Below are 18,548 nucleotides of genomic sequence, written 5' to 3'. Positions count from 1 at the left end.
GTCGCCCGGCGAGCCGCAGGAACGAATCGTTTGGGGGTTGACTCACGACTGCTCCTCCCTGGGCGACTCGGCCACGGAGGGCGACTCGGCCACCGAACAGGCGAAGTCGAGCCGGGCGGCTAGCTTGCCGTCGACGGTGACTTTGCCCGTCAGATAGAACGCCTTGCCTAGCGACTCATTGAGCGTCGCTTCGACCTCGACGGTTTCGCCTGGGCGGACCATGCGTTTGAATTTGACGTTATCCATCCGCGTCGCCACTGGAACCAGGTTCGGGCCGAGGGCGTGGCGGCTGAGCAGGATCGCACCGGCCTGCAGGCAGCATTCGCAAAGGATGATCCCCGGCACGAGGGGAAAGCCCGGAAAGTGCCCCTGGACGAAGAACTCTTCGGGGCGAAAGATTTTGCGACAGACGATCCGCGCGTCTTCTTCCCCGAGGACTTCGTCGATCAACCGCATCGGGGGTCGGTGCGGGATGGCGGCCTCGATCCGCTCGACGGTCATTCGCGTGCCTTTCTGTTTCGCAGCGTCCAGGTTTGGATGGGGCTCTCAATCAAACGGTCCGGCCCGGCGGCGGTCAAGGCGTGCAGCGTGATGTGGCTTCCCCCCACTGCGAATTCGGGGGCATCGCGTCTATTCTGAAGGGGGCCAGTCGGTTTTTGCTTCGCTCTATCCTCTCTCGCTTCGTGCTATGACGACTTATTTTGCTGAAGGTGATCGCAACGCCACGCTCTCGACCGCGGACCTCCAGCGGGGCTTGAAGGCGGCTTTGGCCGCTCGGGGGGGATCGTCCGCCAAGGTGCTTGCGTTACCTCCGGACTACTCGCGGTTGCCGAGCCGAGCGGGAGAGTTAACGGCCCTGCTGTACGAGGAGCTCGGGGAGCGTTTGACCGACATCATGCCCGCCCTCGGTACGCACCGGCCGATGACCGACGCTCAGATCGCCGACATGTTCCCGGGCGTTCCCCGCGAGCTGTTTCGCGAACACCGGTGGCGCAGCGACGTGGTCACCGTGGGAGAAGTTCCCGCTTCGTTCGTCTCGGAAGTCACCGAGGGGATCTACGAATCGGCTTGGCCGGCCCAGGTCAATCGGCTGTTGCTCGAGGGGGGCCATGACCTGATCGTCTCGATCGGACAAGTCGTCCCACACGAAGTGATTGGGATGGCTAACTACAACAAAAACGTGTTCGTCGGGACGGGCGGGGCGGCGGGGATCAACGAGAGCCACTTTCTGAGCGCCGCGTATGGGATGGAGCGGACGATGGGCCGAGCCGACACGCCGCTTCGCAAAATCCTCAACTACGCCCAAGACAATTTTTGCAGCGAGATGCCGCTGCTGTATGTGCTGACGGTGATCGAATCGCTCGCCGACGGCCGCTTGGTCACCCGCGGGCTGTTTATCGGGGACGACCACGAGACCTTCAACCGGGCGGCTGAGCTCTCGGCGGAAGTCAACATCATCCAGCTCGAGCGAGCTCCCGAGCACGTGGTAGCGTATCTCGATCCGAGCGAATTTCACAGCACGTGGCTCGGCAACAAAGCGATCTACCGGACGCGGATGGCGATCGCCGACGGCGGACGGTTGACGATCATCGCTCCGGCGGTGGAGGAGTTCGGGGAGGATGCGGAGATCGATCGGCTGATCCGGCGGTACGGCTACCGGCCGAGTGCCGAGGTGATGGAACTGTGCAAGCAGCATCCCGATTTGGCCGCCAATCCCTCGGCCGCCGCGCACCTCATCCACGGCTCGCCCGAGAACCGCTTCACCGTCTACTACGGAGCCGGCTCGCTCTCGCGGGAAGAGATTGAATCGGTGCACTACCAGTGGGCGGATGTGCGCGAGTTGCAGCAGCGGTACCGGATCGACGAACTGCAGGATGGTTGGCAGCGCGACTCCGACGGCAGCGAGTACTACTTCATTCGCAATCCCTCGCTCGGCCTCTGGAGCAGCTGAGAATTCGCAGCCGGAGATTCCGGAACCAGGGGCCACGGAAAAACACGGAATAGCACGGAAAGGAAGGAGAGGGCCGCGGATGGAGCACTCAGAATCCTCCGGCCACGCTTCCAAGCTCTTCCATGCTCTTCCATGCTCTTCCATGCTTTTCCGTGCTCTTCCGTGTTCTTCCGTGGCTCCAACCTCGCCTCCCGCCTCCCGCCTCCCGCCTCCCGCCTCAAGTCTTGCGCCGATTCTGCCGATTGTGACGACTGGAACGGATTTGTGCTGCACAAGGTCCGCCAAGCTCTGCGTCGCTTTGGGGAGGTATCGGTTATGGCTCGCTCGATCGTTTGGCTTTGCGTGGCGGTGGTTTCGGGCCTCTGCTGCGGAGCGGGAGTCGCCGAGGCTCAGCGGCCGGTGGTTCCGGGCACCGGAGTCGTCTTGCCAGGAGTGGGGGATGACTTTGAGGATCCGAACTGGACGTACGTTCCGAATGATCCCAAGAGCACCGAGGATATCGATGAGAATCAACGGAAGCCGACAGGGCGGACGACCAATGGCCGCTGGTATGAGGGGATCAAGCGGGGGCATCCGGACGTCGTGAAACGTGTTCCGACGCCTGCCGGTGGGCTGCCTGGAAGCGAAGGGGCGCTGCTGATGCGGTCCAAGTTCACAGGGATTCCGGGTCGGCCGAGCGGCACGATGCATCAGGACGACTTTGTGGCCAATGTGCAGTATCGGTTGAAGCGTCAAATTAACGTTGCCGAGGTCCCGAGCGTGGTGACGCGGGTGTTTTTGCCACCGGTCGCTGAGTGGGAGAATCGCAACGGCCCGCACTTCGGGTTTCGCCTGGCTCTCGGGACCACGGCGATGGTGGAGAAGGAGACGGGGCTGTTTGGCATCAAGCGAAAGGAGATGGGCGACGAGGTCTATTGGCCGGGGATGTTCATCGAGTTTAAGAGCAAAGACGTGACGGGTGCCGAGCACGATTACGCCACGCTGCGGATCCGCGGGAACACGCGGGGGGGCGACTTTGCGGGCCCGCAGATCACGACCACGGGTTGGTGGACGATGGGGATGTCGGTCACGCCCGACGGGATGGTGCACTACTACGCGTCGCCAGGCGTCGACGAGTTGACCGAAGCGGACTACATCACCAGTCAGTATCCGTACGGCTACCGCGCCGAACGTTTTCGAACATTCTTCTACAACGTCTGCAGTGCCGACGACGGCCAACGCTGGAGTTCCTCCTGGATTGTCGACGATCCGCAGGTCTACCTAGCCCGCCCCCGCCGCTGACCCGCACTACCGGCTCTCCAAGCCGGTCCTCCCAAAAGGACCAGGCCAACCAATAGAGGGGCTCAACCTAAAGGTGCACACAATCCCCTCCCATCTCCCAAGGGGGTCACAGCCTGATCATTCGCCACTCCATGGGGACCGCCACCAAAGGGGGTCACAGCCTAAACGGGAGCCGCCACCCCAAATGTGGCGGGTGCTCACCCTAGCCGGGAGTTTGGGCCCACCAATGGGTCAGAGCCAGAGGGAAGCCCCCCACCTTTGCCAAGCGACGTAAAGGCAACTCCTAAGGGGGTCACAGCCTGATCGTTCACCACTCCATGGGGGCCACCACCAAAGGGTGTTACAGCCTAAACGGGAGGCGGCGCCCCACCCAAACGGTGGCTGCACAGCCTAACCGGGAGTCGGGGCCCACCAATGGGTCAGAGCCAGAGGGAAGCCCCTCATCTTTGCCAGGCGACGCAAAGCCTGCAGACCACCGGTACCCCCAAGAAGCACCATCCGAAGGGGTCACCGTCCGAAGGGGTCACAGCCTTATCGGGAGCCGGAGTCTTACAGAGGGTCAGTGCCCGACCAGAAAGGGGTCAGCAGAAAGGGGTCAGAGCGTGAAGCCATGGAGCCCGAAGCTATACATCCCACCCTGACCATGCGATACAAAACTCCTATTTCCCCCAGCCTCCGGTGTTCTATTCCAGGTGCAGCCAAAGGGGGTCACACCCTAAACGGGAGCGGGTGTCCAGAAAGGGGTCAGAGCCCAAAGCTATGCATCCCATCCCGACCAGGCGGTGCAAAGACCCCAGCCCCCCCAACCCCCGGTGTTCAGTTCCAAGAAGGGGTCAGAGCCCAGAAATCCTGGAAGGGGTCAGCACCAAAGGGGGTCACAGCCTAAACGGGAGCCGAGGTCCAGCAATGGGTCAGAGCCTGAGGGAAGACCCTATCTTTCACAGGCGACCCAAAGCACGCAGACCGCTAGAACCTCCAAGAAGGGCTCGGTCTAATAAAAGCATCCAAAGGGGGCCACAGCCTTCCTCCAAAAAGGGCAAAGGGGGTCAGTCCAGGAAGGGGTCAGAGCCCCTTAAGCCCCTCAAGGGGTCAGAGCCTGCTGCCAAAGGGGGCCACACCCTAAAGGGGACCCGGGTCCAGAAAGGGGTCAGTGCCCAAATCCATGCATCCCATCCCACCCAGGCGTCACAAAGACCTCAGACCCCCCAACCTCCGGTATTCAGTTCCAAGAAGGGGTCAGAGCTCAGAAATCCTGGAAGGGGTCAGAGCCCGGAAATCTTCCTATCCTCACCAGGGATCACAAAACTCGCAGTCACCCCAGACCACAAGGTCCCCACAGGGGTCATAGCCCGCAGGCAGAAAGAGGTCAGTACCATCCGAAGGGGTCACAGCCTTATCGGGAGCCGGTACACCAAAGGGGGTCACAGCCTAACCGGGAGTCGCGTCCCACCAATGGGTCAGAGCCAGGGGAGAAGCCCCCCATCTTTGCCAGGCGACGCAAAGCCTGCAGGCCACCGGAACCCACAAGAAGCACCATCCGAAGGGGTCACAGCTTTATCGGGAGCCGGAGTCCAACAGAGGGTTAGCGCCCGTACACTAAAGGGGTCACAGCCTAACCGGGAGTCGGGGCCCACCAATGGGTCAGAGTTCCAAGAAGGGGTCAGAGCCCAGAAATCCTGGAAGGGGTCAATCCTGGAAGGGGTCAGAGCCCAGAAATCTTCCCATCCTTATCAGGGATCACAAAACTCGCAGTCACCCCAGACCACAAGGTCCCGACAGGGGCCATAGCCCGCAGGCGGAAAGAGGTCAGAGCCTGCAGGCGAGTCGAGCCCCCAGGCAAGTCCAGCGCGAGAGGGGTCCGCGGTTCAGGGCAAAGGGGGTCAGAGCTTAGTCAAAGGGGGTCAGAGCTTAACCGAGGTCAAGGATCAAAAGGGGGTCAGAGCCTAATCCGCAGCCAGTAGCAAAAGAGTAAAATGGGGTCAGAGCCCAAAAGGGTCACAGTTCCAAGAAGGGGTCAGAGGCTGTCGTGGAAGGGGTCAGAGCCTAGACTGGGGCACGACCAGAAAGGGGTCAGCAGAAAGGGGTCAGAGCGTGAAGCCATGGAGCCCGAAGCTATACATCCCACCCTGACCATGCGATACAAAACCCCTATTTCCCCCAGCCTCCGGTTCTCCATTCCAGGTGCAGCCAAAGGGGGTCACACCCTAAACGGGAGCGGGGGTCCAGAAAGGGGTCAGAGCCCAAAGCTATGAGAGCCCAAAGCTATGCATCCCATCCAGCCCAGGCGGTACAAAGACCTCAGACCCCTTAATCTCCGGGGTTCCGTTCCAATATGGGGTCTGAGCCCAGGAATCCTGGAAGAGGTCAATCCTGGAAGGGGTCAGAGCCCGGAAATCTTCCCGTCCTCACCAGGACTCCCAAAACGCGCAGTCCCCCAGATCACAAGGTCCCCACAGGGGTCATAGCCCGCAGCCAGAAAGAGGTCAGAGCCCGCAGGCGAGTCGAGCCCCCAGGCACGTCCAGCGCGAGAGGGGTCCGCGGCTCAGGAGCAAAGGGGGTCAGAGCTTAGTCAAAGGGGGTCAGAGCTTATCCGCAGCCGATAGCAAAAGAGCAAAATGGGGTCAGAGCCCAAAAGCAAAATGGGGTCAGAGCCCAAAAGGGTCAAAGGTCCAAAGGGGTCAGAGGCTGTCCTGGAAGGGGTCAGAGCCTAGACTGGGGCACCATCCCCCTAAGCACCCAGAAACCTTCAATCCACCCACACCACCCAAGCGCCCAGAGCAGCTTCAAACGGCGCGGACGCAGACTCCAACGTCGCCGACCCCAACAACCCAAACACTACAAGCCACCGAACCCCACCAGACACCCCCTCTCACCCTAACCACCTAGACCATAAGTAGCCTCCCGACCCACCTATCCATCGCGTTTACCCAGGACTGGCATTCATCTTGGGGCGAGGACAGGCCAGGGTCTGCGGGGGAAAGGCCCCCTCGGGCTTATGCTCCCGGGTCCGCGGCTTACTCATTTGGTGCAGGCGGCTTGGCACTTGGTTTGGGGCATGGAAGACGCGGACTTGGGACAGGGACCGCGGAGGGCTAATTCTGGGGAGGCGGATGCGTTGGGGCCGAGGCTCCGTATAATCGGGTCCCCGGGGCTGGGGCGGCCTCACGGATTGGCGGACCGTCCGCCGCGTTGCGAACTCGATGACGACGGATAAGCCATGCCTGCTTCAGCTGCATTTGACTGGCGGCCCATCGTTCGCAAGGCCACGCCGCGAGATGTGCGGCAGGGAGCTGGGCGTCTCGTTCTTGGGCTGGGCCTGGCTCTAGGCCTGGCTAAATCCGCCCCTGGAGATGAACCAGCGCAGTCGCATTTGAGGCATACGCCGCTGGTCAAAATGCTCGAGCAAACCGTTCCAGCGACGGTACTGTTGCACACTCCCGACCGCAAAGCGGCTGACGGAACCGTGCACTTCAAAACCGGGGCCGGCAGCATCATCCATCGCGACGGCTTTGTGTTGACCGCAGCCCACGTGCTGAACCTTAATCCGCAGGGCTTCATCCTGCGACACACTGGGCAGCCGCTTCAGTACCGAAAAGTGGCCGAAGTCGCGGCCTACGACTTGGCGGTCGTGCGGATCGTCCAGACCGACGAGTATCCCGTGCTGCCGCTCGGCCGCAGCCATGACTTGATGCTGGGCGAACCGGTCGTCGCGATCGGAAATCCTCGCTCTTACGGTTTAACGGTAACCGAGGGGATCATCAGCGGCCTGGAGCGTTCGGCGCGATCCGGTGATGTGTCGATCCGCGACATGCTGCAGACGTCCGCACCGCTGAACCCCGGCAATTCTGGCGGCCCGCTGATCAATGCCGAAGGCCGCCAAATCGGGATCGCGGTTCGCGGCGACGAGCGGGGCGAATCGTTCGGCCTGGCTGTCGCCGCCGATCGAGTCCGGCAAGTCCTTCCACGCGTGCTCGCTCCCGGACCGCGAGCAGGCATCGAAGCGGGTTTTGCCGTCGATCTCCTCATCGATCCGCCCACCATTTCGGCGATCGCCGACGACGGCCCCGCCTCCAAACTGGATCTTCAGATCGGCGACACGATCACCGCCCTCGACGGCCGACCGCTTCCGTTCAGCTACTCGCTGCTCCTCGAATGGGTCGACGCCGCAGCAGACGAAACATTTGAGCTGACAGTCGAGCGAGCAGACGCAACGCACACCGTCGAACTCACCCTCGGCTCCCACCGATCCCCGCAGCCGGTCTCCGAACACGGCTCTCTCCGCACCGGACTCCGATACAGCACCTACGAATTCCCCGCCGAAGCCGGCGTCGCCTCCCTGGACGAGGCTTTTGGTGCCGGCAAACTCGCCTCGAGCGGAGTCATCAATGGCGTCGATGTGGATGCCATCCGTCCTCGTCCCGAAAATTTTGCCATCCGCTATGAAGGGCTCCTCAAGATCCCTACCGCGGGACTCTACACGCTCTCGATCACCTCGGACGACGGCAGTCGAATGTATTTGGACGATCGCCTACTGATCGACAACGACGGCAGTCATCCTTCGTTGACCGAGGCGGCGGTAGTCCGTTTGCATGCGGGCAGCTACCCCGTCCGGATCGAGTACTTCCAAGGTCGAGGTGCTGCAGACTTCTCCGTCACCGGCCATCGCGACGGCTTTCCTCAAGAGCCGATCCCTGACGCCGCATTTGCTCACGAAGTCCCCTCCGCCGAAGCCGCCGAGTGAATGCCCCGGTGTTCATCCTTCGCTGGCCTCACCACCGCCTGCCTTGGTCGTCCGTCCGGCTCCCCTTCTCACTGGCCCGTTGGGCTACAATGAGCCCCGTGATCGGGAAGCGGTTTTGGCGAAAGCCTGCGGCGCTCTGGCAGCGTCTCGGGGAACCTCAACAACGGGAAGAAACCCAGATGGGCGTGGCAGGAGCGATGCGGCACTTCGCTGCTAGAACCCGACTGCAGAAGATTTTTGCCACCAGGTTCACCGTCGCGTTGGCCGTAGCGTTGGCCGTTGCGCTCACCATCGCGTTCTGCGGTCCCGCGGGAGCCGAGGAGCACGAGTGGCCTCAGTGGCGAGGTCCCGACCGCGATGGAGTCTGGTTCGAACAGGGCCTGATCGATCGGTTCCCCGCCGAAAGCCTGACGCCCCGCTGGCGGGTGAACATCTCCAGCGGTTACTCCGGACCGACGGTCGCTGATGGGCGAGTCTTCGTAACCGACCGGATTCTCGAACCGGAGGAAAGCGAGCGCATCCACTGCTTCGACTGGCGAACCGGGGGGCAGTTGTGGTCGATCACCTATCCCTGCTCCTATGCCGGAATCAGCTACACAGCGGGACCTCGAGCTGCGATGCTCGTCGAGCAGAACCGCGCGTACAGTTTGGGAGCCGCCGGCAATCTCTACTGCGTCGCGGCCGACAGCGGAGAGGTGCTCTGGAAACGGGACCTCCGCAGCGAATACGAGATCCGGATGCCCAACTGGGGAATCGCCGCGGCGCCGCTGATCGAGGATGATTTACTGATCGTGCAGATCGGCGGCAAACAGGCCTGCATTCTGGCCCTCGACAAACACTCCGGCGAACCTCGCTGGCAGGCGCTCGACGATGACGCCTCCTACTCGGCTCCGGTGGTGATCGATCAAGGCGAACGACGCGTGCTGGTCTGCTGGACCGGCGAACGGGTCGTGGGGCTCGCCCCGGCCTCCGGCGAACTGCTCTGGCAATACCCGTTCAAACCCGAGCGGTGGCCGATCGCGATCGCGACGCCGGTGGTGCATGCGGATCTTGTGTTCTGCTCCGAAGCCGAGCAAGGTTCGTTGCTGCTTCGGACTACGGAGCAACCGCTGGGGGTGGAGAAAGTTTGGCATCGGCGCGACGAGGATGGTCCGGCGCTGCATGCCCTGATTTCCACTCCCCTGATCATCGACCGGTACATCTACGGCGTCGACAGCAACGGCATCTTGCGATGTCTCGATCTGAAGAACGGCGAACAGCTCTGGCAGGACGATACGGCAGTCGACACGCAGAAGTGGGCGACGATCCACATGGTGCAGAACGGGGACCGCGTGTGGATGTTCAACGAGCACGGCGAGTTGCTCATCACCAAACTTTCCCCGCAGGGCTTTGACGAGCGCAGTCGGGCGTATCTCATCGACCCCACAACCGATCAACTGCGGCGGCGCGAGGGGGTCACCTGGGCACATCCGGCGTATGCCTACCGCCATGTGTTCGCCCGCAACGACAAGGAGCTCGTCTGCGTGGATCTTTCCTCCGAAACGACTTCGTCCGCCGCGGCGTCTTCGAAGTAACATTGATTCTCACTCTTTCCTCGCTCCCTATCCGAGAGGTTTTTTCTCGATGTCGCGTTCAGTCGCATTTTTGTACCGGCCCCTGCGTTCGTTCGGAGTTCTTTTATTGCTGGCGGTCGCGTGCCCGGGGCTCGCAGCGGCCCAAGAGGAGGCTGCGGACGACGGCAAGCTGCGGATCATCTGCTTTGGAGCCCACCCCGATGATGCGGAATACAAAAGCGGCGGGACCGCGGCGATGTGGGCCGCCGCTGGGCACCATGTCAAACTGGTTTCGGTCACCAACGGCGACATCGGCCACTGGCAGATGTCCGGCGGAGCGCTGGCCCAGCGGCGGACCGCCGAGTCGGCTGCCGTAGCAAAGCATCTGGGCGTGACCTCGCAGGTGCTCGACATCCATGACGGCGAGCTGATGCCGACGCTGGAGAATCGCCGCACGATCACGCGGTTGATCCGCGACTGGGAGGCGGACATCGTGATCGCCCACCGGCCTTGGGATTACCACCCGGACCACCGCTACACCGGGGTTCTCGTGCAGGACGCAGCGTTCATGGTCTCGGTACCTTTCTTCTGCCCCGACACTCCGCCGCTGAAGAAAAACCCGGTGTTCCTGTATTCGAGCGACCGGTTCCAGAAGCCTTACCGCTTCCAGGCCGACATTGCGGTCGCCATCGACGGTGTCTTTGAACAGAAAGTCGACGCGCTGATGGCGCTCGTCTCGCAAACGTTCGAAGGGGGGGCGCTCGGCAGCGCCGAAACGATGGCCGCCGCTCCGCCGGAATCCAAACCCGAACTCCGCCGCCAGTGGCTCCGCGAGCGTTGGCACAAGCGACAGAGCAGCGAAGCCGATCAGCACCGCAACGCCTTGGTGCGGTGGTACGGCGAGGAGCGGGCGAGCCAGGTTAAGTACGCCGAAGCTTTCGAGATCTGCGAGTACGGCCGCCAACCCACCGCCGAAGAGATCCGCGTGCTGTTCCCCTTCTTTCCCGAAGTGGACGAAGGCGCGACGAAATAACCATTCCGCGATTCGCAGCTCCCTGTTTCCCCCCTTACTTCCTCGTCCGGCGGACTCTCCGATGCGTTGGTCGCTCATCTCAATCGGTTTCCCTTCCCAGCTCGCCACGGGATCCGCGAGTGTCACCTCCCACTCGATGTTGCGGATGCTCCTAGCCGCCGGATTTTTAGCTGCTGGGAGTCTCGGTTCGGCTCTGGCTGTCGATCCGCCCTCGAGCGTGGCGAGCGAGGGGGAGCGGGGCTACGTGCACGGCGAACTGATCTATGAGCTCCACGATGCTCCGACTCCGCAGTGCCACGCCTCGACGATCGCCGACACCGAGTCGGGGCTCGTGGCGGCTTGGTTTGGTGGCACGCACGAAAAACACCCGGATGTCGGAATCTGGGTTTCGCGGCGGGAAGCGGACGGCTGGACCGCAGCGGTCGAAGTGGCTGATGGCACTGAAAGCGGCACCAAAAGCGGCACTGCAAAGGGTGCTGAGAACGGCTCCGAGTACCCGTGCTGGAACCCGGTGCTGTTCCAGCCTTCGCGCGGCCCGCTGTTGCTGTTCTATAAAGTCGGCCCCAGCCCCAGCGAATGGTGGGGCATGCTGATGACCTCCGACGACGGCGGCAAAAGTTGGTCGGAGCCGCGGCGATTGGGCGAGAACGATCGGATTGGGCACCTGCTGGGACCGGTCAAGAACAAGCCGATCGAGCTGGCCGACGGTTCAATCCTGGCTCCTTCGAGCACCGAGCATGCTGGCTGGCGAGTCCACTTCGAGAGGCTCGGCCGCAGCGACTCGGACTCGCCTTCGGGCGGCCAGTGGAACGTGGTCGAAGTCATTGGGCCGACGCACTCGGCGGAGCATTTCAATGCGATCCAGCCGAGCATCTTGACCTATCCCGAGGGAGCGATGCAGGTGCTCTGCCGCACCCGCGAAGGAGTGCTTGCCGAGAGTTGGTCGCGCGACGGCGGGCGGACTTGGGGGGACATGGCAGCCACCGAGCTGCCGAACCCCAATTCCGGGACCGATGCCGTCACGCTGCGGGACGGACGCCAACTGCTGGTCTACAACCACACGACGCGGCAAGGCGAGTTTCCCAGCGGCCGTCAAATGCTGAACGTCGCCCTTTCCGACGACGGCCACCGCTGGCGGCCGGTGCTAACGCTCGAACGCCAGGAAGGGGAGTTCTCCTATCCGGCCGTCATTCAAGCTCGCGACGGCCGCGTGCACCTCACCTACACCTACAATCGCCGCTCGATCAAACACGTTGTGCTCGATCCAGCAAGCCTGGAGTAGCAGTGTCTGGATCGTGGCGTGAGCTCAGCTCAGTACCGCCTCGATCACATGCCCATGCACATCGGTCAGCCGCCGCAGCGTGCCGTTGTGGTAGTAGGTCAGTCGCTCGTGATCGAGCCCGAGCAGATGTAAGATCGTGGCGTGGAAATCATGCACCGAGACGACATCCTCGACAGCTCGATATCCAAATTCGTCGGTCGCTCCGAAGCTCAGCGGAGCTTTCACTCCGGCGCCGGCAAGGAATGCCGTAAAGCCTTCGGGATTGTGATCGCGTCCCGATGCTCCTTTCTGGAACGTTGGCATTCGACCAAATTCGGTACAGAAGATGACCAACGTCCGCTCGAGCAGGCCTCGCTGTTTAAGATCCCGGATCAAGGCCGCTGTGGGCTGGTCTAAGATTTCTGCGTGGCCAGGATATTGATCCGCAATTTGTTTATGACCATCCCAATTGCCGACTCCTTCCCCCATGGCATAAGCACCATTGAAGAGTTGGACGAAACGCACTCCCTGCTCGATGAGCCGACGGGCGAGAATACAGTTCCGCGCGTAGGCGGCTTTAGTCTTATTATTCTCCTGGTCGGCTCCATAACTGCGTAGGATGTGCGAGGGCTCTTGCGACAGATTTGTCACCTGCGGAACTGCTAGCTGCATGCGTGCGGCCAATTCATAGCTGGCGATTCGAGCCGCTAGATCGTTGTCGCGGCCAAAGTTTTGCGAATCCCGCGCGTTGAGGCTTTTTAGGAACTGGGCGGTCGCGCGGTCGCGGGCTGGTGAAATCGACTGGGGAGGATCGAGGTAACGGATCGGCTGCGAGGCGTTGAACGCGGTCCCCTGGAATAATGCAGGGAGAAAACCGGGGCCCCAATTATTCCCGGCGGACTGGGGCAGGCCTCGCGGGTCGGGGATGGCGATGAAGGTGGGCAGGTCGCTATTCTCGCTACCCAGGGCGTACGAGCTCCAGGCGCCCATGGAAGGAAAGCCGTCGACGTTGAAGCCAGTCGACATTACGTTTTCGCCTGGCCCGTGTGTATTCGTTTTCGTGGTCAGAGAGTGAATGAAGCACAGGTCGTCGGCCAGCGATCCGAGATGTGGAAGCAGCTCGCTCGTCATCTTGCCGCATTCGCCGCGGGGATGAAACTCGCGGATGGGACGGGTGAGATTTCCATTTTCTCCTTGAAAGGTGACCAGAGCATCGGCTCCGGGCAGCGGTCGACCGTCGTGTTCGAATAGCGCGGGCTTAAAGTCGAACGTATCGACTTGACTCAGCGCTCCGGAGCAGAAGATGAGAATGACTTGGTCGGCACGAGCTCGGTGATGCGGTGGCCGAGCGCGGTACGGATGGGCGGGATCGATCGTCGGGTTCCAGGGCTTGTCTGCTGCGTTAGCCTCTGCGCTTCCTTCGCCCGCTTTCGTCCGCTGTTCGCCCTGGAGTAGCGAGGCGAGAGCAATAGCCCCCAGGCTCGTGCCGGTATGAGACAAGAACCGTCGACGGTCGAGCAGGTCATGTGCGGCAGGGGAAATAGGCGGGGGCATCATCATCTCCGCGTGCTTTACCGCAGGAACAAGAAGGCGTTGGCATTATAGATCGCTCGGCAGAGTGCGGGTAAGCCATGCTCGCCCACGAGCGTGACCGCCTCGGAGAGTTCTGCGGGCTCGGGGGGCCGTCCGAGTGCATGGGCAAAGACCAGTGTGACCTGCCGCTGGGGATCGTCTCCAACGGCGCGGCGAACCCGCTCGGCAAACCGCTCCGCTTGGTCAATCACAAAGTCGCTATTGAATAGGTTTAAGGCTTGGATCGGCGTCGTCGATGCGGTCCGCCGCGGTGCCACCTGGCCGCCATCGGGACAGTCGAAGGCGCCGAACACTGCATCCTGCTCCATCCGCAGCTTGATTGCATACAGCATGCGGCGAAATGCGTCCGGGCCGAATTCATCCTTGGCGACCCAATTTCGAGCATAGTTGCTATTTGGGTGGAACATCCAATAGCCCGGGCCTTCCATCCGTCGGTCGAGCGTTCCGCTGACAAGCAAGATATTGTCGCGAATCGCTTCGGCCTCGAGTCGTCGCGGCGGAAACCGCCACAGCAGTCGGCTGTCGGCGTCGCGGGCCATGGCTTCCTCCAGGGGGCGGCTGGCTTGACGGTAGGTGGCTGACAACAGGATCAGCCGCTGGAGTCGCTTGAGCGACCAGCGGGAGGCCTGTGCAGCTTGCTCACCGGCTGGGTCCCTCTCGGCCGGGCGCTGGGGCTGCGGCAAGCCATCGCGGAGCTCGGCAGCGAGCCAGTCGAGCAGCTCGGGGTGCGTGGGGCGTGCCCCCATGGAGCCGAAATCCGAAGGAGTCGCGACGAGTCCTTGGCCAAAGTGATAGTGCCAAAGTCGATTCGCCATGACGCGAGCAGTCAACGGATTGGCCGGATCGATGATCGAGTTCGCCAGCGCGATGCGTCGCTGTTGCTCGGGTGCGTCGAGGGAGAGGGAAAGCGAGCCGAGGATGTCGAGGGTGTCTGGGGGCACCGGTTCGCGGGGGGCCATTGGATCGCCGCGATACAGCCGGTGGGTTGTCCCGGGGGTTTCAAAGCGTCCGAGATAGGCCTGCGAAGGTGTTGTGAGCGTCTTGATGCGGCGCTCTAGCTCGCTTCGCCGGGCGGCCAGTGCGTGTCCGCGTTGAGCTTCGGAGGGGCTGAGGTGTGCCAACTGGAGTCCCCACGGATCGGCCTCCAGACCGACGGGCAGGCGGTCCTCGGAGCTGGCCACCAGCTGCCACTGACCTGGCTCCTCTGCGATTTCGATTCGGTAAGCGACCGGAAGTCGATCCCGATAGTGCTCGGTGCGATCACGTCCCCAGGTCACGCGGTCGATCCGCACTGGCGAGGCGAATTCGAGCTCCACCCATCCCGCTCCTCGGGTGCTGGAGATCCAGCTGTGATCATTGCCATAGCGGCCGTCGTGGAGATGCGCGAGTCGGTGCTTGGGGCTCCCCGAATAGTCACCGGAGGAACGGACCCGGGTACCCGCCGATGCAAGAGCGACGTTGCGGGGCGGCTGACCCGGCTGGTCCGTCGTCCAAACCTCCAGTTCATCGAGGCACGGCTCGCTTTCAGTATTGGTCGCGGAGATCGTCATCCGTAGCAATCGCGCGGTGCGGGGCGTGAAGGCTTCCGCGTTCTGCTTTGCCGACGCTGCCGCGCGCAGGCGGGGTAGCGCGGCGGCGGCGGCGGCTGTGGCTGTGGGAGTGGCAGTGGGAGGTTTCCACTGCAGTGCGATCGCATCGGCCGTGATCGCGGTCCCCGAGCTGCCGCCGCGGAGGAGGATGCGGCTTTGCTTTCCAAACCAGTGGGTGCCGGCGTCGAAGAATCCGCTCCAGAGTGGCAGTCCCACGGGCTCACCCGAGCCGTCGGCGAACCGCCGCTGATCGACTTGGGCGATGGTTTTCTGATCGTCGGTCGTCGCGGGGTCGCCGTCGCGATCGAGCAGGTAGACCGCATTGGGCGTGTGGGTGTCCCAGCCACAGCCCCACGACAGCCAGACGCGCCATTCGCCTTCGACTTTGGGAGCGTAGGCGGCGACGTTTTGGCCCGGGACGTGGGCCCACCAGGTGTAGCGTCCACCGCTCACGTTTGGCAGCCTGCCGGGGCCGCCGGGATCCTGCTTCCACCCGCGCTCGGTTCCTTCGGGATTCACCCCCTCTCCGCGAGCGGCTGCCAGGGCGAGCATCCGAGGCCTCGGCTGGTCGCCGACAGTGGGGAGGTTCGGGGCCTGGTTGTTGGGGGTCTGGTTGTGGGGGGCGGGCGGTGTCTGTGCGTCGTCGATCCACAGCACGCGAGGGGGCAGGGGGGGAGCGGCTCGAGACGCTGGGGCAGGGCTGGCTGGGGCGAGCAGGCAGGTCAGTTGGCGGTCGGCTTTGGCGAGTTCTGCTTGCAGGGCTTTCGCCTGTCGGCGGTTGGCTTTGACCTGGGGAGTCATGAGTGGTCGTTCGCCGTGCCGTACACCGGCAAAGACTGCCTGCAGTTGGTAGAAGTCCTGCTGGGTAACCGGGTCGAATTTATGATTATGGCACCGCGCGCAACCGATGCTCAGGCCGAGCAGTGCGGTCCCTGTCGTGTTGATCATGTCGGCCAATTCGTCCTGTCGCTGCATCGCCGTCAGGACCGGATCGGGGCTCGAGACGATGTCATTCGCACCGCCGACGAGGAATCCTGTGGCTGCGTCGGCTCCGACTGTGTCGCCAGCGAGCTGTTCGAAGACGAAGCGGTCGAACGGCAAGTCCTGATTGAGGGCGCGGACGACGTAGTCTCGATAGTGGTAGGCGGTTGGTCGTTCGTGATTGGTTTCGTAGCCGTTGCTCTCGGCGAAGCGGACGACGTCCAGCCAGTGCCTTGCCCACCGCTCGCCGTAATGAGGGCTGGCGAGGACTCGGTCGACCAGGCGGACGTAGGCGTCGGGGCGGTCGTCGCTCGCAAAGGCTTCGACTTCCCTGGGGGAGGGAAGCAGGCCGAGCATGTCGAGGTAAACGCGGCGGATCAGCGTGGCCGGATCCGCTGGTGGAGATGGCGGGAGGCCCGTCTCCTGGAGCTGGGCGAGGATGAACCGGTCGATGGGGTTGGCGGCGGGATCGGCTCCGGGGGCATCGTGGGGCACCGGCTCTGGCACGGGCGGTCGACGGAGCGGTTGCAGCGACCAATGATCGGAGGGCGTGGGGTTGCCGGGAGAAGGTTCAGTCGTCGGCATCTCCAGGCCTTGATCGATCCAAGCCCGGAGCAAATTGATTTCCGCGGCCTCCAGTCCCTTTCCATCGGGCGGCATTGTCAGCGATGGAACGCGGCCCATGAGGATCTTGATGAGGTGGCTATCCTCGCTGTTGCCGACGACGACGGCCGGTTCGCCGCTTTCCCCGCCGTCGATCAAGCTCTGCCGGCGGTCGACGCGGAAGTTACTTTGAGGGTCATCGGGGCCATGGCAATCGAGGCAGTGGTCTTCGAGCAGCGGTTGGATATCGGTCGCAAACTCGACATTCGGGGAACCTAGCTGCGGAAGCTCCGTTGGTTCGCCAGCGTGTATCGCAGTGGCTGCGAAGCTGAGCGACGCGAGGAGCGATGCAGCGATGGGCGAATACCAGCTGACACTGGGGCGACTCCCGCTGACGACATATCGGATCGTGTTCCCAAGACTCCACGTCATCGCTCGACTCCCGCAGCCCCACCAACTGGAATCCACCACCTTCCCCCGATTCTAACCGATCCCACCCCCCAAGCCCGCACCGAAGCTCCGCAGCAACTCCAAATCCCCCTCCCCCGCGCAGGGGTCACAGCCCTGACCGACCGCGCAGGGGTCACAGCCCTGACCACTTCGAAGGGGCTGCGGATCGAGTTGCTCCACCTGCCTGCGGAAGACTCGCGTTAGATGATCGGGCTCTAGCTTCGCGTCGATCGCCAACCACGCGGCGTCCTCCGGCGGCATCGGAAAGGGGCGAAAGCGAGGTTTTTAACTTGCCGACCTTGGTGTAAACTCATGACGGCCTCCGTGTGCTTTTGGAGTTAGAAGCTCGCGTATTTTGCGCGAAACCCCAAAGTTCACGAAGGCCTTTTTTTTTGCCCAAAGCCGGGCTGCGAAATGACTTAAAAACTGCACGACCTCCCCGCGCAGGGGTCACAGCCCCACAGCGCAGCCCCACAGCGCGACCGCCCACAGCCCCGACCATGACCGCGGAAGGGTCACAGCCCTGACCACAACGACGGTCGGGGCTAGACCGCCCAGGGGTCACAGCCCTGACCACCCGCGTAGGGGCAGAGCCCTGACCGCAGAAGCGCGTGACCGCGCGCAGGGGTCACAGCCCTAACCACTTGCGCAGGGGTCACGACCGCGTAGGGGGTCACAGCCCCACAGCGCCCATCGCGAGCAGGGGTCGCAGCCCCGACCGCGCATAGCCCCGACCATGACTGCGTAAGGGTCACAGCCCTGACCACCCAGCCCTGACCACCCGCGCAGGGGTCAGAGCCCTGACCACAGAAGCGCGCAGGGGGTATAGCCCTAACCACAACGACGTGTCGGGGCCGGAGCCCAGACTCACTTGCCAGGGCACCACCGCGATCCGGTCACTCCAGACGGGGTCAGAGCCCCCCTCGACAGGAGACGTTCTCGATACTTCAGGTGAGCAAAGGCCAAGCATAGGAACTGCTCCCAGCTCATGACGCCCGATAGGGTCACAGCTTCGGTGGGGGGGGCGGGCCGCTTCTGCGCGAGGGGCAGAGGCGATTGCTGTTTCCGCGATCGCAGCGAACTCCGCCGGTGGAGCGCCGCTCCACCGTCGCCCCACTACCCAAAATTTAAGCGAAAACTTCGGTTGCCATCGGAGGGGGTGCCACTACAGTGGCTAGTGTTCCTTCGTTCAGAGGAGTGCGGCCATGGCCCGATCCAAACGCTCGGACGTCTTCGACCCCGATGTCATCGGCGTCTACCACTGCTTTAACCGCATCGTCCGCCGAAGCTTTCTCTGCGGCTACGACTGGTACACCGGCAACGACTACTCCCATCGCCGGGGCTGGTTCTATGAGCGTCTGAAGTACTTTGCCGGCTTCTTTGCAATCGACATTCTCGGCTACGCCGTGCTCTCGAATCACTACCATCTGGTCCTCCGCAATCGGCCCGACCAGGTTCAGCGGCTCTCGGACCGTCAGGTCGTCGAGGCGTGGCTGATGGTCTGTCCGGGAC

The 18,548-nt window shown here is 62.8% G+C and carries 9 protein-coding genes and 1 pseudogene; 7 read left to right on the top strand and 3 right to left on the bottom strand.

Annotated elements, in window-relative coordinates; translation table 11 throughout:
* Positions 1–42: 42 nt before the first annotated feature.
* Entirely contained in the window at positions 43–501 is a 459-nt protein-coding gene (locus tag GNK13_RS02545) for a 3-hydroxyacyl-ACP dehydratase FabZ family protein (RefSeq protein WP_164100874.1), read from the bottom strand.
* A gap of 187 nt (positions 502–688) precedes the next feature.
* Between GNK13_RS02545 and GNK13_RS02540 the strand changes: the two genes are divergently transcribed.
* The 6 genes from GNK13_RS02540 to GNK13_RS02515 all read left to right on the top strand — a co-directional run bounded on the left by GNK13_RS02540 (position 689) and on the right by GNK13_RS02515 (position 11,841).
* Positions 689–1,951 carry a lactate racemase domain-containing protein gene (locus GNK13_RS02540; protein ID WP_164100873.1) on the top strand — a complete coding sequence of 421 codons (1,263 nt, stop codon included), beginning with the start codon at positions 689–691 and terminating at the stop codon, positions 1,949–1,951.
* Between the two features lie 315 nt (positions 1,952–2,266).
* The gene (locus tag GNK13_RS02535) at positions 2,267–3,232 is read left to right on the top strand and encodes a hypothetical protein (protein WP_235934729.1); all 966 of its coding nucleotides are present in this window, start codon (positions 2,267–2,269) and stop codon (positions 3,230–3,232) included.
* A 3,217-nt stretch (positions 3,233–6,449) separates the two neighbouring features.
* A complete protein-coding gene (locus GNK13_RS02530; protein ID WP_164100872.1) occupies positions 6,450–7,973 on the top strand; it encodes a trypsin-like peptidase domain-containing protein in 1,524 nt (507 codons plus the stop codon).
* Between the two features lie 179 nt (positions 7,974–8,152).
* The gene (locus GNK13_RS02525; RefSeq protein ID WP_164100871.1) at positions 8,153–9,547 is read left to right on the top strand and encodes an outer membrane protein assembly factor BamB family protein; all 1,395 of its coding nucleotides are present in this window, start codon (positions 8,153–8,155) and stop codon (positions 9,545–9,547) included.
* 49 nt (positions 9,548–9,596) lie between these two features.
* Positions 9,597–10,559, top strand: coding sequence for a PIG-L deacetylase family protein (locus tag GNK13_RS02520; protein ID WP_164100870.1), 963 nt, complete (start codon positions 9,597–9,599; stop codon positions 10,557–10,559).
* A 61-nt stretch (positions 10,560–10,620) separates the two neighbouring features.
* Positions 10,621–11,841: a sialidase family protein gene (locus GNK13_RS02515; protein WP_235934728.1), complete on the top strand. Its 1,221-nt coding sequence runs from the start codon at positions 10,621–10,623 to the stop codon at positions 11,839–11,841.
* A gap of 24 nt (positions 11,842–11,865) precedes the next feature.
* Here the strand turns inward: GNK13_RS02515 and GNK13_RS02510 are convergent, their stop codons facing one another.
* Together GNK13_RS02510 and GNK13_RS02505 are read right to left on the bottom strand one after the other, a co-directional pair.
* Entirely contained in the window at positions 11,866–13,380 is a 1,515-nt protein-coding gene (locus tag GNK13_RS02510; protein ID WP_390622485.1) for a DUF1501 domain-containing protein, read from the bottom strand.
* 11 nt (positions 13,381–13,391) lie between these two features.
* Entirely contained in the window at positions 13,392–17,018 is a 3,627-nt protein-coding gene (locus GNK13_RS02505; protein ID WP_164100868.1) for a PSD1 and planctomycete cytochrome C domain-containing protein, read from the bottom strand.
* Between the two features lie 1,223 nt (positions 17,019–18,241).
* Here GNK13_RS02505 and GNK13_RS02500 point away from each other — a divergent pair.
* Positions 18,242–18,548, top strand: a pseudogene (locus GNK13_RS02500) (hypothetical protein); the annotation flags it as partial.

Origin of the sequence: Candidatus Laterigemmans baculatus, from assembly GCF_010367455.1 — a bacterium.
Classification (GTDB): Bacteria; Planctomycetota; Planctomycetia; order Pirellulales; family Pirellulaceae; genus Laterigemmans; species Laterigemmans baculatus.
Note: the sequence above shows the minus strand (reverse complement) of the source record. Positions and strands in the feature narration are given on the sequence as shown.

What these genes read in the sequence shown, in the direction of transcription:
- GNK13_RS02545 (WP_164100874.1), bottom strand. Translation starts at nt 501, where the DNA reads ATGACCGTCGAGCGGATCGAGGCCGCCATCCCGCACCGACCCCCGATG.
- GNK13_RS02540 (WP_164100873.1), top strand. Translation starts at nt 689, where the DNA reads ATGACGACTTATTTTGCTGAAGGTGATCGCAACGCCACGCTCTCGACC.
- GNK13_RS02535 (WP_235934729.1), top strand. Translation starts at nt 2,267, where the DNA reads ATGGCTCGCTCGATCGTTTGGCTTTGCGTGGCGGTGGTTTCGGGCCTC.
- GNK13_RS02530 (WP_164100872.1), top strand. Translation starts at nt 6,450, where the DNA reads ATGCCTGCTTCAGCTGCATTTGACTGGCGGCCCATCGTTCGCAAGGCC.
- GNK13_RS02525 (WP_164100871.1), top strand. Translation starts at nt 8,153, where the DNA reads ATGGGCGTGGCAGGAGCGATGCGGCACTTCGCTGCTAGAACCCGACTG.
- GNK13_RS02520 (WP_164100870.1), top strand. Translation starts at nt 9,597, where the DNA reads ATGTCGCGTTCAGTCGCATTTTTGTACCGGCCCCTGCGTTCGTTCGGA.
- GNK13_RS02515 (WP_235934728.1), top strand. Translation starts at nt 10,621, where the DNA reads ATGCGTTGGTCGCTCATCTCAATCGGTTTCCCTTCCCAGCTCGCCACG.
- GNK13_RS02510 (WP_390622485.1), bottom strand. Translation starts at nt 13,380, where the DNA reads ATGATGATGCCCCCGCCTATTTCCCCTGCCGCACATGACCTGCTCGAC.
- GNK13_RS02505 (WP_164100868.1), bottom strand. Translation starts at nt 17,018, where the DNA reads ATGACGTGGAGTCTTGGGAACACGATCCGATATGTCGTCAGCGGGAGT.